We start from the raw sequence: 15,888 nt of genomic DNA, 5'->3' as shown, positions 1-15,888 counted from the left end.
GGCGATCATCACCATGAACCCGACCCTTCCCATTGCCTCGTTTCGCCGCGCCCGTCAGGGTTAGCTGCTTCTTGTAGCCTCCGGCATCCGCCGTTTTCGCCGCCGCTTTCGCCCCGGCCCCTTTTCCGCCATGCTTCGCGCTGGCTTCGTTCGCTCTCTAGGACTATGACTACTTCTGATCTCTCCACGCCGCGCGCGCTCGCGCGGTTGCTTCCCTTCGCGCGGCCGGTGTTGCCACGGCTGATTTGGGGCGCCGTAAGTGCCTTCGCCGCAAGCATCGTTTCGCTCGCTATTCCGCTCGTGCTCGAGGCTGTCGTCGCCGGACCCGTGAGTTCCGGCGACCTCATGCAGATCGCCTTCGGCGCTGGCATCATCCTGGCCCTGGGGCTCGCCGAAGCGGGCCTTGTGTGGCTCCGCCGCTGGTTCGTCCTCGGCCCATCGACCGAGGTCGAGTACAGCCTTCGCACCAAGTTTTACGAACGCCTCCAGCGTCTTCCTGTGTCGTTCCACGACCGTTGGCAGTCCGGGCAGTTACTTTCGCGCATGATGCAGGACATCAGCAGTGTGCGCCGGTGGCTCGCTTTCGGGCTGATCCTTCTCGTGGTGAACCTGCTGACTATCGTGATCGGCTCGGCGATCCTGTTCACGTGGCACTGGGTGCTGGGGGCGGTCTTCCTGGTGTGCTCGGCACCGCTTTGGTACACCGGCTACCGCTTCGAGAAGCAGTACGGGATGCTGACGCGTCAGAGCCAGGATCAAGCCGGCGACCTGGCAACCTCTGTCGAAGAGAGCGTTCACGGCATCCGAGTGCTCAAGGCTTTCGGCCGCGGGCGTCACGCTCTGCAGAAGTTCGTTCGTCAGGCAGAGACGCTGCAGACAACAGAGATTCGCAAGGCGCGGGCCGTCGGCAAGATCTGGTTCTGGCTGGTGCTGCTTCCCGACATTGCGTTCGCACTGTGCCTGGCTGCAGGAATCGTTCTCGTGCAGATGGGTGAGATTTCGGTGGCGCAGCTGTTCGCGTTCTTCGCGATGGCAACTGTGTTGCGTTGGCCGGTTGAATCCATTGGATTCCTCTTCTCGTTCTTGCTCGATGCCCGCACCGCGACGGACCGCATCATGGAAGTCTTCGACGCTGAAAACACGATCGTCGATCCCGAGAATCCGAGCACTCTGAGCACACCGCGGGGCGCACTGGTGTTCGAAGATGCACGCTTTCGCTACGCCGATGCACCCGAGGGGACACGCGATCAGCTCGATGGTATTGATTTGACGCTCGAGCCGGGTGAAACCATGGCTCTCGTGGGGCTGACGGGTTCAGGAAAGACCACATTGACGACCCTTCCGACGCGTCTGTACGACGTCACTGGTGGGCGCGTGCTCATCGACGGTATCGATGTGCGTGAACTGCGGCTCGAGGAGTTGCGTCGTCATATCGCGCTGGCATTCGAAGACGCCACACTGTTTTCGGCGTCGGTGCGACACAACGTGTTGCTCGGGCGGGATGACCTCGATGAGACCAGTCCTGAGGCAGAAGCCCTCATGCACGAAGCTCTCGATGTTGCGCAGGCGAGCTTCGTCGATGAGCTACCGAATGGCGTCGAAACCGTCATCGGCGAAGAAGGGATGAGTCTCTCGGGTGGCCAGCGTCAGCGCTTAGCGCTCGCGCGAGCTGTCGCAGCACGACCCGCTGTTCTCGTGCTCGATGACCCACTTTCCGCACTCGATGTCGATACCGAAGCCCGCGTGGAAGTCGGGCTTCGACGGGTACTGGCGTCGACCACGGCGCTGATCATCGCGCATCGTCCTTCGACTGTCGCGCTCGCCGATCGTGTTGCACTTCTCGAAGATGGGCGCATCACTGCAGTCGGCACCCACAGCGAGCTGCTGCGCGACAGCGCCCACTATCGTTACGTCATTTCGAGCCTCGAAGAGGAGTCAGCATCATGACTGACGTCACCGGCACCCGCGGCGAAGACCGCTCTGACTACACCGCCGAAGAAAGTCGCACCATCCGTCGGCGCTCTCTTCGCCTGCTCGGCACGCTCATGGGACCGCTGCGCGGGCACCTGATCCTTGCCGCCGTCGTTCTCGTGATCTCGACGGCGCTGCGTGTTGCGGGACCCACGCTGATCGCTTACGGCTTGAACAACGCGCTTCCCGCTGTCATCAACGATCTCAATTGGATGCCGACAATCGGTGTCGTTGCCGTGTACCTCGTCGCCGGTATCGGGGGTGCGGCTCTCATCGGGTGGTATGCGATCATCGCGGCACGCCTCACTCAGGCGATCATGTTGGAGCTTCGCACCAGGCTGTTCCGTCACACCCAACGTTTGAGCCTCGAGTTTCACGAGTCGTATACGTCAGGGCGCATCATTTCGCGCCAGACGAGCGACCTCGACTCGATCCGTGAGTTGCTTGACGGTGGGCTCAACGAGCTCGTATCGGGCGTACTCTACGGCGGCTTCACGCTCATCGCACTGCTTCTCCTTGACTGGCAGAGCGGTGTTGTGCTGGCCCTGATGGGTATTCCGCTCATGCTGCTCATGCGTTGGTTCTACGGGCGTTCTCAGGTGCTCTACCGGCGTTCGCGAGTCGTGAGCGCCAAGGTGATCGTGCACTTCGTCGAAACGATGACCGGTATTCGTGCTGTTAAGGCGTTCCGCACTGAACCGGCCGGTGACCGCGACTTCGGTGAAGTCTCGGATGACTATCGCAAGGTCAACATGGCTTCCATCCGCTTGTTCGGAACGTTCGAGCCCGCGCTGATGGCGATCTCGTCCGTGACGCTCGCTGTCATCGTGCTGTGGGGTGGCATTCGCGTCGCTGACGGCGCAATCGAGATCGGCATCCTGCTCGCGGCCGTGCTGTACGTGCGAAACTTCTTCTCGCCGCTGCAAGAAGTGGCGATGTTCCTCAACTCCTACCAGTCGGCCACGGCCGCTCTCGAAAAGGTGTCGGGCGTACTCGAAGAAGAGCTGAGTGTGCCGGACCCTGAGCGCCCGATCGACCTGTGGGAAGCCCGCGGTCAGGTGCGCTTCGACGATGTGCAATTCGGCTACGGCGAGGGACGCGTGATCTTGCCGGACTTCTCGCTCGATATTCCGGCCGGGCAGACAGTTGCGCTTGTCGGCACGACCGGTGCGGGAAAGTCGACTCTGGCGAAGCTGATTTCACGGTTCTACGACCCCACGCGCGGCGTCATCACTCTCGATGGCGTCGACCTTCGAGCGCTTCACCCGAAGGATCTCCGCCGGGCGATCGTCATGGTGACGCAGGAGGCGTACCTCTTCAGTGGAACCGTCGCCGACAACATCGCGCTCGGCAAGCCCGACGCGACGATGGATGAAGTGCGGGCTGCGGCAAAGGCTGTAGGGGCGGATGCCTTCATCTCGGCGCTACCTGATGGATACGGCACCGATGTGAACAAGCGAGGTGGCCGTGTCTCGGCCGGACAGCGTCAACTCATCTCGTTTGCGCGCGCGTTCCTCGCAGACCCGGCTGTGCTCATTCTCGATGAGGCGACAGCATCGCTCGATATTCCCTCGGAACGTGCGATTCAGGATGCTCTGCAGACTCTTCTCGCGCACCGCACGGCCATCATCATCGCGCACCGCCTGTCGACGGTCGCGATCGCTGACCGCGTTCTCGTGATGGAGCACGGGCGCATCATCGAGGATGATGTTCCCGCAACGTTGATCGCTGGAGACGGAAAGTTCGCTCAGCTGCATGCTGCGTGGAAGCAGTCCCTGGTCTAGGCCGAGTCACCGACTGTCGCCGGATGCCGCCACTACAGGCGATATTCGGCGACAGTCTCGCCGTATTCGTTTTCGCCGCGGGCGGTGAATCCGACGTTGTGGAAGAAGACCTCGGGCCCGTCGGGCCCCGCCTCGTAAATCACGGTGACGAATTCCATGCCGCGGGTGCGTGCTTCTTCGATGAGCTGCTCGATGAGAAACGTGCCGACGCCTTTTCCCTGCACGCCAGCGTCGACATTGATGCGCCAAAGCACGGAGCGGAAGTTCTCGTCGGGTTCATCAGCATCGAAGTTTGCGCTCACGAAGCCCACGACGTCGTCTCCCGTGAGAGCGACGCGTTGCCACGAAGAGACGGGGTTGACGACCGTTGCGGCAATACCGTAGCTGACCGGCGCCAGGAACTGTTCCTGCCCGGGCTTTAGCTCCATATTGTTGACGGCAACGATCGTCGAGGCGGACAGCTCTTCCAGTCGAAGCTCGGTCATATCCAAAGGTTAGCCCGCGACTCTATGTTTCGGCAGTGCCAAAGTTTTAGAGATATCTTGACGTCGAGATACTTCGGGCGGTGCGATAGTGTGAGATTTACACCCTCGACGCTGTACGGAGAGACGAAACGTGCCTGATTCGACCATCATTTACACGCACACCGACGAGGCGCCGGCCCTCGCGACCGCATCGTTCCTGCCGATTGTGCAGGCTTTCGCGGGCCAAGCGGGCGTCGATATCGAAACACGCGATATCTCGCTCGCCGCGCGTGTCCTCGCGAACTTCCCGCAACGCCTGACGCCTGAGCAGCAGCTCGGCGATGCGCTCGCCGAGCTCGGCGGCCTTGCCACGCTTCCCGAAGCGAACATCATCAAGCTGCCGAACATCTCGGCCTCGATTCCGCAGCTGAAGGCGGTCATCGCAGAGCTCCAGAGCCAGGGTTTCGACATTCCTGACTACCCGGACGACGCCACGACTGTCGAAGATAAAGACATCCGCGCTCGCTACGACCGCGTCAAGGGCTCGGCGGTCAACCCCGTGCTTCGCGAGGGAAACAGCGATCGTCGCGCACCGCTGTCGGTCAAGAACTACGCGCGCAAGCACCCGCACCGCAACAAGGCGTTCGCGAGCGGCTCGAAGACACGTGTGGCAACGCTGGGACACGACGATTTCCGCACCAATGAGAAGTCCTGGGTTGCCCCGAGCGACGATGTGCTCACCGTCAACCACATCGCGACGGATGGCGAAGTCACAGTGCTGAAGCCCTCCATCAAGGTTCTCCCGGGCGAAATCATCGATGCAACGTTCCTGTCAGCATCGGCTCTCGATGCTTTCCTTGCCGAGACGCTCAAGACCGCTGCCGCCGATGACGTGCTCTACTCGGTGCACCTCAAGGCCACAATGATGAAGGTCAGCGACCCCATCATTTTCGGTCACGTCGTGAAGGCGTACTTCTCGGATGTCTTCGCCACCTACGGAGACGCGATCGCCGCCGCCGGGCTCACCCCCAACAACGGTCTCGGCTCGATCTTGTCGGGGCTCTCAAAGGTTGAAGGCGGCGACAAGATTGCCGCAGCGATCACCGCCGACCTCGAGCGCGGACCCCGCTTGTCATATGTCAACTCCGACAAGGGCATCACCAACCTGCACGTGCCTTCTGACGTCATCGTCGATGCGTCCATGCCGGCGCTGGTACGCAACGGTGGCAAGCTCTGGGGCGTGGACGGCAGTGAAGACGACACTCTCGCCGTCATCCCCGATTCCTCCTACGCTGGCGTGTACCAAGCCACGATCGAGGACGTCATCGCTCATGGCCCACTTGACCCCGCCACGATCGGTACGGTTCCGAACGTCGGTCTCATGGCGCAGGCCGCTGAAGAATACGGCAGCCACGACAAGACTTTCGAGATCGCCGCTGACGGCGTCGTGCAGGTGGTGAATTCTGCGGGTGACGTGTTGCTTGAACACACGGTTCAGGCGGGCGACATTTGGCGCGCGACGCAGACGAAAGACGTCGCTGTGCGCGACTGGGTCAAGCTCGCTGTGACGCGCGCTCGCGCCACGGGTTCACCGGCCGTCTTCTGGCTCGACGAAACTCGCTCGCACGATGCTGAACTCATCGCCAAGGTAACGACATACCTCGCCGATCACGACACCGACGGCCTCGAGATCAAGGTTCTGCCTCCCGCAGAAGCGACGCTCTACTCGCTCGGACGCATGCGTGAGGGGCTCGACACGATTTCGGTCACCGGAAACGTCCTGCGTGACTACCTCACCGACCTCTTCCCCATTCTGGAAGTGGGAACGAGCGCCAAGATGCTTTCGATCGTGCCCCTGCTTGCGGGCGGCGGCTTGTTCGAGACTGGCGCCGGTGGTTCAGCTCCCAAGCATGTGCAGCAGCTCCTGTCGGACGACTTTCTCCGGTGGGACTCGCTGGGGGAGTTCTTTGCTCTCTCGGCGTCGCTCGAACACCTCGCAGAGACGACCGGTAACGCGCACGCCAAGGTGCTTGCCGACACGCTCGATGCGGCAACGGGTACCTATCTCGAAAACGACAGGTCACCGGGGCGCGCGCCCGGCTCGCTCGACAACCGCGGTAGCCACTTCTACGTTGGCCTGTACTGGGCCAAAGAGCTTGCCGCTCAGACATCCGACCCGGCACTCGCTGCGATCTTCGCTCCTGTCGCGGACGCACTGACGGAGAACGAAGACGCGATCGTCGCCGAGCTTCTCGCTGTGCAGGGTTCACCCGTCGACATCGGTGGTTACTACTACCCCGACATGGACCGAGTGAAGGCAGTCATGCGCCCATCGGCGACTCTGAACAAGATCATCGACGCGCTCTAAGCGGTCATGAAACGCCTGAGGGGCGGATGCCACGTGGCATCCGCCCCTCAGGCGTTTGTGTTGATGTTGTTGCTTAGTTGTGAATCCACACGTCGACGCCCTCGGGTGCCCAGCTGTAGATCTGCGCTGCGCGGTACTCGGGCATTCCGACGCAACCGTGGCTCATGGGCTGGCCGAAGTTGTTGTGCCAGTACACACCGTGGAATGCCTGATCACCGTTGAAGTACATGACCGACTTGATGTTCGGGGTCTCGTAGGTCGTTCCGTCGGCGTTGTTGCCACGCATCGTCTGGAGCGGCGTCTTCCAACCGATGTTGTAGCGACCCGTTTGCGTGGGGAATTCAAGTCCGCTCGAGATCAGCCACGAGTCGACAACGACGCCGTTCTCTTTGACGTAGAGGCGCTGTTCGCTGAGGTTCACTTCGAGCATGCGGGCAAGCGAAGTCGTGGTGAACTCGGTCTCGGTCACCGGGAGTTCGTATACCGAATTCCCGCTCGCGAGCTGGGCGGCGTAGCTGTCTGCGATTCCGTCAGTGGAGTCGAGTGCACGACCGGCGACCCCTTCGGTCTCGGTCCGCAGCACGTCGCCGGCTTCGTTGGTGATGACCGTTGCGTTCACGGCGTCGCGATCAACAGCCTTGGGAAGCGAGTCGATTACGTCTGCCATCGCGCTCGCATCGGCGGTGACTGTGACATCGCTCGCATCGACAGCGTCGGTTGTGTCGACGGTCAACCATGACGCGACGAGCGCGCGATCGAGAGGAACAGTGCGTTCTTCGCCGACGTAGAAGCCTGCCGAGTCGAGCATGGCGTTAAGAGACGTCACTGATTCTTCTGCGGTGGCCGTCGTGAACGTCGCATCGACGGGAACGACAGTGGCGTCGATCTCGACGCGCGTGGAGCCGTCGAGGAATGCCTGCTTGAGAGTGCTCTGGATGAGGTCGAGGTCGATCCCTGTGCCCTCAACGGCCGGGGTGACTGCGTAGCTCGCGGAATCAGCATCGAACGAAATCGTTGCGTTGACCGGTGCCAGGAAAGCGTCGGGAAAAGCTGCCGTGAGCGCAGCTTCTGCCGTGATGGGGTCGATCGCGACGTCGGGCGCCGAGCTATCGGCAAACCACTCGGTGACATTCCACATCGGGTGGGCCTCGAACGCTGCTTCAGCCGCGGCGCTGGCGTCGACGCTCGCACCGAGATCCGCTCCTGTGAGCGTTGCCGATCCATCCGGAGTCGAGATGGCGATTTCGGTCTCGGCAAGGCGCGAATTGACAGCACCTATTGCGCCACCGGGCGTCATCAAGCCAACCGAGACACCCGCAATTGCGGTGCCTGGGGCGATAAGCACGAGAGACGAAGCGACGATTGCTACCGCAATGACTGCTGCGGCTCCCGAGATCCACCATCCAAGGTGGCGTTTTTTGGGGGCCGGTTCGGTGGGCGCCCATTCGTAGTTCTTGTCGGCACCGTCGCCAGAGTCGCCCTCGACAATCGTGTTGTCGATGACTGTTGTTGCGGCGTCATCCGACGACGAGCCGTTGTTCGCTTCGTTTTTCGTTGCGATGTCGGTCACGTCACCACCCCCTCAGCGTGATCGTGAGATCTATGGTAGGCGACCATGTGCCTCAGAGGAACCGATTCCCCATCACGCTTTTATGACGTTCCGTGCTGATCACGCCATGTAACAAGTTTGTAAAGGGTCTGCACTAATTGGTAAAAACACTTGTGGAGCGAGGGTTCGTAAGTTGTACTAACAAACATGTCTGCATCGGAAGTGCAGCGCGGCTCTTCCACATTGGATTCCGCGCACCCATCGCACACTCATTCATTCGGCCCCGGCCGGGTTTTGCGCTCCGGCACGAAAGTACTGCCGGGTGAGGCGCGCGGGCACAACCGCTCGCTCGTGCTGCAAACGCTGTATCACGGTGGTGCTCAGAGCCGAGCTGACCTCGCTCGCGAAACCGGCCTCACCCGTGTGACGATCTCCGATCTCGTCGCTGACCTCATCGCCGACGGATTCGTCGCCGAGATTGGCATGCGAGAAGCCGCGGGGCCGGGAAAGCCCGCGATGCTCGTCGATATCGACCGCGCAGCGCACCGCATCGTCGGACTCGACCTCTCGGGTAGTGACAGTGTGATCGGTGCCGTGCTCACTCTCGACGGCGATATCGTTGCCCGCCGTGACGTTGCTCAGCCAGCCGAGGCAGTAGACGTCATTCCTGCGGTGGTCGCACTGGCACGTGAGCTTGTTGCCGATGCGCACGCGCCGGTGCTCGGCGTCGGAGTCGGAACCCCCGGTGTGATTGACGACGCAGGCGTCGTGCTGCGCGCACCGAACCTCGGCTGGGTGGGATTCGATCTTCGGGGAGTGCTCGAAAGCGCCCTCGATCTCCCCGTGATCGTCGCGAACGACGCGAACGCTGCTGTGCTGGCGGAATACACCTTCGGCGGCGCCGGCGACGACGTCATCCTCGTCAAGGTCGGTCGAGGTGTTGGTTCCGGCTTGCTGGCTGCAGGTCAGCCGATGCGCGGAAGCCGCTTCGCCGCCGGCGAGATCGGGCACGTGACGGTCGGCACCGACGGCGGTCCGCAGTGTGCCTGCGGCAAGGTGGGATGCCTCGAAGCCTGGCTTGCAGTGCCGGCCCTTGAAGAGCGGCTTGCCGCGGCATCCGCGTCGGAGCGCGAAAGCCTGCTGCGTGACGCAGGCGAACGTCTTGGCATCGCGTTGGCACCCGTGGTTGGTGCCCTCGATCTGTCAGAGATTGTGCTCTCTGGCCCCCCAGAACTCCTCGGCGGTGTGCTTGCGCAGGCTACCGCCGAGGCCCTCCGCACCCGAACGCTCGCTCCGTTCCATGAGGGCGTGCGTGTGCGGATGACGGCTCAGGGCCAGGACATCGTCCTGCGCGGTGCTGCCGTCATGGTCCTGTCATCGAGACTCGGCGTCTCTTAACCGGACCACAAGCCGCCGCCGGCAAGAGGTCTGCGGCATCCACCCTCACCACAGAGAAAATAGAAGGACAACACATGAAGAAGTCCCTCGGAGCCGTCGCCCTGCTCGGGGCCAGCGCTCTCACCCTCGCCGGTTGCGCAGGATCTGGCAGCGACACCGCCAGCGCTGATGGCGCAGAAATCCGTGTCTGGCTCGTTGGCACAGACACCCCACAAGATGCTCGTGACTATCTCGTTTCCACCTTCGAAGACGAGAACCCCGGCTCCACACTGGTCATCGAAGAGCAGCAGTGGACGGGTCTTGTCGACAAGCTCACGACGAGCCTTTCGTCCAACGATTCGCCCGACGTCGTCGAGATGGGAAACACCCAGGCGCCCGCGTTCACATCGAGCGGCGCGCTGCTGAGCCTCTATGACATCGAGGAAGATCTTGGCGGTTCAGATCTGCTGCCTGGTTTTGTCGAGATCGGCAGTTGGGACGACACACTGTACGCGGCGCCCTACTACTCGGGATCACGCGTTGTGTTCTACAACACGGCGATGTACGACGAGGCCGGCGTCTCGGTACCCGAGACGCTCGATGACTACGTCGCGAACGGTGTCACGCTTGCTGACGCACTGCCTGGAGTTTCTGGCGTCTACTTCCCCGGCAAGGACTGGTACAACGCGCTTCCGTTCGTCTGGGAGAACGGCGGCGAGATCGCCGTGGAGAATTCTGATGGCACGTGGGATGCGCAGCTGTCCAGTGACGAGTCGGTCGCTGGACTCTCGCAGGTGCAAGATCTCATGACGAACGCTTCGCTGGCGGCGAAAGACGGAGACGAAACCGAATCATGGGTTCCCTTCCGAACTGAGCAAGCAGCAACGCTTTCGGCACCCAGCTGGGCGTACTGGTCGATCGTCGCCGACGAAGACCAGAACGACACCGCGGTTGTCGACACGACGGGTTACTACGCTCTGCCCGGAATGGACGGCGGAGCCGCTCAGGTCTTTGCTGGTGGATCGAACGTGGGGATCGCCGCGAAGTCGGCTCACCCCGATCTTGCCAAGAGCGCGCTGAAGATCATGCTGAGCGACGAGTACCAGACGATTCTGGCGGAAGCCGGCCTCGTTCCGGCCAAAACATCACTCGGAGACAAGGTCGCCGCAGCGACGCCCGAGCTCGCTACGGTAATCGCCGACGCTGCAGCGAACGCCAAGCTCACGCCGGCATCGCCCAACTGGGCCGACGTCGAAGCGCAGGGTGTCATGCAAGACCTCTTCGTCAACATCGCCAACGGCGGTGACGTCGCTCAGCTCGCAGCCGACGCCGACGAGACGATCGAGTCAATTCTGAACGGCTAATCCAGCGGCGGGGGCATCTCGTTCACACGCGAGGTGCCCCCACCTGGCCCCGTTATTGACCCACCGTCGAAAGGAAGCGCGATGGCCAAGACCACGCTCGCGCCGCCCGTGGCATCCGCGCCGCCTGCCCCGGAGTCTCACCAAAAACCACGACATCGGCGGTCGCTGGCCCCGTTTGCTCTGATCGCGCCCGCGATCATCATGCTGGCGGTCTTCATCGGCTGGCCGCTCGTTCAGATGATCGTGATGTCGTTCCAAGAGTTTGGCCGCGCGCAGATCTTTGGCACGCCGGCTGAGTTCATCGGCATCGACAACTACATCGCGGTGCTGACGGACAGCGAATTCTGGATGGTGCTGGCGCGCAGCATCCTGCTGTGTCTCGCGTGTGTCACAGCCACCATGGTGCTCGGGGTACTGATCGCGCTCATGATGAAAAGCCTCGGCACGGTCATGCGCACGGCTCTTTCAATCTCGCTGCTGCTGGCGTGGGCGATGCCCGCCCTTACCGCCACGATCGTGTGGGGCTGGATTTTCGATACTCAGTACGGGCTCGTCAACTACTTTCTGACCCAGGTCACGGGTACCGACTGGACCGGGCACAGCTGGCTCATCGACCCGCTGAGTTTCTTTGCCGTCGCGGCGATCATCATCACGTGGGGCGCGATCCCATTTGTCGCCTTTACCGCGTATGCCGGCCTCACCCAGGTGCCCGACGAAGTGCTCGAAGCTGCCTCACTCGACGGTGCCGGACCCGCACAGCGATTCCGGCTCGTGACACTGCCCTACATTCGGTCGATTTTGATCGTGCTGCTGATTCTGCAGGTGATTTGGGATCTTCGGGTGTTCGCGCAGATCTATGCGCTGCAGACAATCGGCGGCGTACGCGCTGACACCAACACGATCGGCGTCTATATCTACAGCGTTTCGATGGCCTCTGGTGATCTCGGCGCGGGAGGTGCGATCTCGGTGATTCTCGTCGTGATCATGCTGCTGATCGCTGCCTACTACATTCGCTCGATGCTCAAGGAGGACCGCTCGTGAACCCTCGCGTACGTCGCCGCACCGGTCGAGTGTTGCTCAACGCCGCTGCCCTGGTCGTGATCGTCTGTTCGATCTTTCCCGTCTATTGGATGGTCAACACGTCGCTGTTGCCGGCCGCTGCGGTCCGCACCTCCACACCACACCTCTGGCCAGACCAGTTCACACTGAACAATTACGTCGACGCCTTCGTCGAGGGCGGTTTCGGTCCAGCGCTCTTCGTGTCGCTCAGTGTGACCGTCATCACGGTTGCTGTCGCACTCGTCTTTGCGTTTCTTGCCGCCGTCGCCGTCTCGCGGTTTCGGTTTCGCAGCCGCACGAGCTTCATCATCGCGATTCTCGTCATTCAAATGATCCCGGCAGAGTCGCTCATCATCTCAACCTTCCGGGTGCTCGACGGGTGGCAACTGCTCAACACGATCATTGGGCTGAGCTTCGTCTACATCGCGCTCGTGCTGCCGTTCACCATTTGGACTCTGCGAGGCTTCGTGAGTGGAGTGCCAGCCGAACTGGAAGAGGCCGCGATGATCGACGGATGCAGTCGCACCGGCGCCTTCTGGCGAGTAACTTTTCCACTTCTTGCTCCCGGTCTCGTTGCCACCGGCGTCTTCGCCTTCATCCAGGCCTGGAATGAGTTCGTGTTCGCGCTCGTCATCATGACGCGGCCTGAGTCGCAGACGCTGCCCATTTGGCTGCGAAGTTTTGTCCAGGCCACGAAGGCGACCGACTGGTCTGTTGTCATGGCGGCATCGACGCTCATGGCGATCCCGGTCATCATCTTCTTCTTGTTCGTGCAGGGCCGCATGACGAGCGGACTCGTGTCGGGAGCGGTAAAAGGCTGATGCGCGACATGGAATCAGCCGTTTCCTCGACCGGGAGACGGCCTCTCAAAGTGGGACTCGACGTTGGCGGTACGAAAACGGATGCTGTCGCAATCGATGCCCGAGGTGAGATCGTTGCGCTTCGGCGCCTGCGGACCGGTTGGGGCCCCGACGCCGTTGCCGACACTATCCTTGCGGCCGTCGAAGAGCTCCGTCTGGAACTTCGTGATGACGATGTCGAGTTCGTCTCTGTAGGGGTCGGCATGCCGGGGCAAGTTGTTCCCGGAACAGCGCGCATGCGTCACGCGGTGAATCTCGGCGTGACGGACTTCGACATGGCGACCGCGGTAGCCCCGCGGCTTGGCGGCGTGGCGGTCGCGGTGGAGAACGATGTGAAGGCCGCGGCCATTGGCGCGTACGCGCTGCACGGCAGCGTCGGCACTATCGCGTATTTGAACCTCGGCACTGGGATTGCCGCTGGAATCGTGTCAGACGGCACCCTGTGGCGAGGTGCGAGAGGCACGGCCGGCGAAATCGGCCACATCTCGGTTGATCCGCAGGGGCCGCTGTGTCGATGCGGTCAGCGCGGATGTATCGAAGCGCTCGCCGGTGGCGGCGCAGTCGCCGAGCGCTGGGGGCGGGGCGGGGAGCTGCCAATCCGAGACGTCTTCGATGCGGCAGACGGCGGAGATGAGCACGCGATGGCGCTTCGCGACGAACTCGTGAGCGGAGTGTCTGCAGCGATTCGCGTGCTCGTGCTCACAACCGATGCCGACGCGATCGTGCTCGGAGGTGGACTCACCGGGCTCGGCGACACGCTCATGACTCATGTCGAGCGCAGCCTTGCGCAGAGTGCTCGGGCATCCGCTTTCATGACGTCGTTGCGCCTACCCGAGCGCTTGCGCATGCTGCCGCAGGGATCAGCCGTTGCGGCAGTCGGCGCAGCTCTCATCGGCTCGACGGCTGGCCTTACCCCACTGGAGAATCATCATCATGGCTGAAGTTGTTATCGTTCCCGATGCCGCACATGCGGGTGTTCTCGTGGCCGACGAGATCATGCACCTGATTACTCGCCGACCAGACGCCGTCTTGGGAGTTGCCACCGGTTCGACCCCGTTGCCGGTGTACGAAGCGCTTCGCGAGCGAGTGAGAGACCTCGACGTTTCGCGACTACGAGCGTTCGCGCTCGATGAGTACGTCGGAATCGACCCGGACCACCCCGAGAGCTATCGCAACGTCATTCGCCGCGAAGTCGTCGAGCCGCTCGGGTTCGACCCCGCACGCGTGCGGGTGCCGTCGGGTGCGTTAGACGGCATTGAGACAGCGGGCGATGCCTACGAAGCAGCCATTGCGGCTGCTGGCGGCATCGACCTGCAGATCCTCGGGATCGGAACCGACGGACACATCGGGTTCAACGAGCCCGGTTCATCGTTTGCCTCGCGCACGCGCGTGAAAACCCTGACGCAACAGACCCGTGAAGACAATGCGCGGTTCTTCGACAGCATCGACGACGTTCCGGAGCACTGCATCACTCAGGGGCTCGGAACGATCCTTGCTGCGCGCCACCTTGTGCTGTTGGCGATCGGTGAGGGCAAAGCCGAGGCCGTGGCCGGGGCTGTCGAGGGGCCCGTCACCGCTTCGGTGCCGGGCTCGGCAATTCAGCTGCACCCGCATGTGACGGTCGTCGTGGATGAGGCTGCGGCATCCGCTCTGCGTTTTGCCGACTACTACCGTTATGCGTGGGCCCACAAGCCTGCGTGGCAGGGGTTGTAGCCAGGATTCAGCGTGCGAAGACTTTGCCGGGGTTCAGGATGCCGGTGGGGTCAAATACCGCTTTTATCTGCTGCTGCAGGTGCCACTGATCGTCGCCGAGTTCGTCGGCGAGCCACTGCCGCTTGAGCACTCCGATGCCGTGCTCGCCCGTCAGCGTGCCGCCGAGGCGGAGTGCCGAGCGAAACAGATCGCTTGCGGCATCCCAGATGACATCGGGAACCTCGTCGCCGCGGAACGTGAAGTTGGGGTGGAGATTACCATCGCCCGCGTGCGCGATGGTGGGGATAACGAGCCCGTACTGATTCTCGATGCGGGCGATCTCGTCGAACATGTCGGGGAGAGCCGACCTCGGTACCGAGACGTCTTCGACGAGTGACATCCCGAGCTTCTCGGTTGCCGGGTGCATCGAGCGGCGGATGCGGAGAAGCTCTTCGCCCTCTTCGGGCGTTGCCGCTACCCGCACGGTGCCGCCGGAATGCTGCAGTACGGCCGAGATCGACTCAGCCTCGGTGTGAGCGCTCGGACCATCGGTTTGCACGGTGAGTTGGGCGGCGCCCGGGGGAGGGGCCGGGAGCTCAAGGTAAGTGTGGACGTTCGCGAGACTCGTCGCGTCCATCAACTCCATGATTGCGGGCTGTATCCCCGAGGCAGTTACTGCCGCGGCGGCAACCGCTGCCGCGCGCACGTCGGCGAAGGTCGCGTTGAGCGTGCAGACTTCGCCAGGGATGAGTCGGCGAAGCTTGAGCGTTGCGCCGACGACGACGCCGAGGGTGCCTTCGGAACCGATCATGAGCGCCGTGAGGTCGTAGCCCGTGACACCTTTTACGCTCCGGTGACCGAGGTGCACGAGCCGCCCGTCAGCGAGCACGACGTCGAGTGCGAGTACGGCATCGCGAACGACTCCGTACTTGGCGCACAGCAGGCCGCCCGCGCCCGTGGCGATATTGCCGCCGACCGTCGAGATCTCGCGACTGGCGGGGTCAGGCGCCCACCACAGTCCGTGTTCGAAAAGGGCAGCGTTGAGGTCGGCATTGACGATGCCGGGTTCGACGACGGCGAGCAGGTCGTCGCTGCGCACCTCGAGGATGCCGTCCATCGCACGCACTGACAGTGCGATCTCACCCGTGCCGGCGTTTGCCCCGCCCGCAAGCCCGGTGCCCGCGCCGCGCGTGACGACGGGGGTACCGGAGGCGTGAGCGATGCGGAGCGTGGCTTGCACATCAGAAATGGATGCCGCGTGCACGACAGCGAGTGGGCGACCGGATGCGGCATGCCCCGACTTGTCAGCTCGAGCAGCGTCGAGCGCAGCATCCGTCGTGTCAACGCGCTCGCCGAGGGCTTGGCGCAACTGATCGAGCACGGAAGTCATGTCGATGTGC

At 62.5% G+C, this 15,888-nt stretch carries 12 protein-coding genes; 9 read left to right on the top strand and 3 right to left on the bottom strand.

The genetic code is table 11. The features are described from left to right. The first annotated feature begins 165 nt into the window (after window positions 1-165). Both G6N83_RS03520 and G6N83_RS03515 read left to right on the top strand, forming a co-directional pair. A complete protein-coding gene (locus tag G6N83_RS03520) occupies window positions 166-1,947 on the top strand; it encodes an ABC transporter ATP-binding protein (RefSeq protein ID WP_165139343.1) in 1,782 nt (593 codons plus the stop codon). Next, window positions 1,944-3,755, top strand: coding sequence for an ABC transporter ATP-binding protein (locus G6N83_RS03515; RefSeq protein WP_165139341.1), 1,812 nt, complete (start codon window positions 1,944-1,946; stop codon window positions 3,753-3,755). The genes G6N83_RS03520 and G6N83_RS03515 overlap by 4 nt, the downstream gene beginning before the upstream one ends. 32 nt (window positions 3,756-3,787) lie before the next feature. On the opposite strand, the gene G6N83_RS03510 is transcribed toward G6N83_RS03515, so the two are convergent. After that, entirely contained in the window at window positions 3,788-4,240 is a 453-nt protein-coding gene (locus G6N83_RS03510; protein ID WP_165139339.1) for a GNAT family N-acetyltransferase, read from the bottom strand. 130 nt (window positions 4,241-4,370) lie between these two features. Between G6N83_RS03510 and G6N83_RS03505 the strand changes: the two genes are divergently transcribed. Beyond that, a complete protein-coding gene (locus G6N83_RS03505) occupies window positions 4,371-6,587 on the top strand; it encodes an NADP-dependent isocitrate dehydrogenase (RefSeq protein WP_165139337.1) in 2,217 nt (738 codons plus the stop codon). A 73-nt stretch (window positions 6,588-6,660) separates the two neighbouring features. On the opposite strand, the gene G6N83_RS03500 is transcribed toward G6N83_RS03505, so the two are convergent. After that, window positions 6,661-8,157, bottom strand: coding sequence for a L,D-transpeptidase (locus tag G6N83_RS03500; RefSeq protein ID WP_165139335.1), 1,497 nt, complete (start codon window positions 8,155-8,157; stop codon window positions 6,661-6,663). Window positions 8,158-8,343: 186 nt separating this feature from the next. On the opposite strand from G6N83_RS03500, the gene G6N83_RS03495 reads away from it, so the two are divergent. The 6 genes from G6N83_RS03495 to G6N83_RS03470 all read left to right on the top strand — a co-directional run bounded on the left by G6N83_RS03495 (window position 8,344) and on the right by G6N83_RS03470 (window position 14,509). Further along, entirely contained in the window at window positions 8,344-9,534 is a 1,191-nt protein-coding gene (locus G6N83_RS03495; RefSeq protein WP_165139333.1) for an ROK family transcriptional regulator, read from the top strand. Window positions 9,535-9,608: 74 nt separating this feature from the next. Continuing rightward, window positions 9,609-10,877: an extracellular solute-binding protein gene (locus G6N83_RS03490; protein WP_165139331.1), complete on the top strand. Its 1,269-nt coding sequence runs from the start codon at window positions 9,609-9,611 to the stop codon at window positions 10,875-10,877. Window positions 10,878-10,958: 81 nt separating this feature from the next. After that, the gene (locus G6N83_RS03485) at window positions 10,959-11,918 is read left to right on the top strand and encodes a carbohydrate ABC transporter permease (protein WP_165139329.1); all 960 of its coding nucleotides are present in this window, start codon (window positions 10,959-10,961) and stop codon (window positions 11,916-11,918) included. After that, entirely contained in the window at window positions 11,915-12,757 is an 843-nt protein-coding gene (locus G6N83_RS03480; RefSeq protein WP_165139327.1) for a carbohydrate ABC transporter permease, read from the top strand. Before G6N83_RS03485 ends, G6N83_RS03480 begins: the two co-directional genes overlap by 4 nt. 8 nt (window positions 12,758-12,765) lie before the next feature. Next, window positions 12,766-13,737, top strand: a complete 972-nt coding sequence (locus G6N83_RS03475; protein ID WP_165139325.1) for an ROK family protein — start codon at window positions 12,766-12,768, stop codon at window positions 13,735-13,737. Continuing rightward, entirely contained in the window at window positions 13,730-14,509 is a 780-nt protein-coding gene (locus G6N83_RS03470) for a glucosamine-6-phosphate deaminase (protein WP_165139323.1), read from the top strand. Before G6N83_RS03475 ends, G6N83_RS03470 begins: the two co-directional genes overlap by 8 nt. 7 nt (window positions 14,510-14,516) lie before the next feature. Here G6N83_RS03470 and G6N83_RS03465 read toward each other — a convergent pair whose 3' ends face one another. Continuing rightward, window positions 14,517-15,878, bottom strand: coding sequence for an FAD-binding oxidoreductase (locus tag G6N83_RS03465; protein ID WP_165143083.1), 1,362 nt, complete (start codon window positions 15,876-15,878; stop codon window positions 14,517-14,519). Between the last annotated feature and the right edge of the window lie 10 nt (window positions 15,879-15,888).

Source organism: Microbacterium endophyticum, from assembly GCF_011047135.1.
GTDB classification, from domain to species: Bacteria; Actinomycetota; Actinomycetes; order Actinomycetales; family Microbacteriaceae; genus Microbacterium; species Microbacterium endophyticum.
This window is presented reverse-complemented; position numbering and strand designations above follow the sequence as displayed.

Excerpts from the sequence above, each read along its gene's own strand:
- G6N83_RS03520 (WP_165139343.1), top strand. The coding sequence starts at position 166 with ATGACTACTTCTGATCTCTCCACGCCGCGCGCGCTCGCGCGGTTGCTT.
- G6N83_RS03515 (WP_165139341.1), top strand. The coding sequence starts at position 1,944 with ATGACTGACGTCACCGGCACCCGCGGCGAAGACCGCTCTGACTACACC.
- G6N83_RS03510 (WP_165139339.1), bottom strand. The coding sequence starts at position 4,240 with ATGACCGAGCTTCGACTGGAAGAGCTGTCCGCCTCGACGATCGTTGCC.
- G6N83_RS03495 (WP_165139333.1), top strand. The coding sequence starts at position 8,344 with ATGTCTGCATCGGAAGTGCAGCGCGGCTCTTCCACATTGGATTCCGCG.
- G6N83_RS03490 (WP_165139331.1), top strand. The coding sequence starts at position 9,609 with ATGAAGAAGTCCCTCGGAGCCGTCGCCCTGCTCGGGGCCAGCGCTCTC.
- G6N83_RS03485 (WP_165139329.1), top strand. The coding sequence starts at position 10,959 with ATGGCCAAGACCACGCTCGCGCCGCCCGTGGCATCCGCGCCGCCTGCC.
- G6N83_RS03475 (WP_165139325.1), top strand. The coding sequence starts at position 12,766 with ATGGAATCAGCCGTTTCCTCGACCGGGAGACGGCCTCTCAAAGTGGGA.
- G6N83_RS03470 (WP_165139323.1), top strand. The coding sequence starts at position 13,730 with ATGGCTGAAGTTGTTATCGTTCCCGATGCCGCACATGCGGGTGTTCTC.
- G6N83_RS03465 (WP_165143083.1), bottom strand. The coding sequence starts at position 15,878 with ATGACTTCCGTGCTCGATCAGTTGCGCCAAGCCCTCGGCGAGCGCGTT.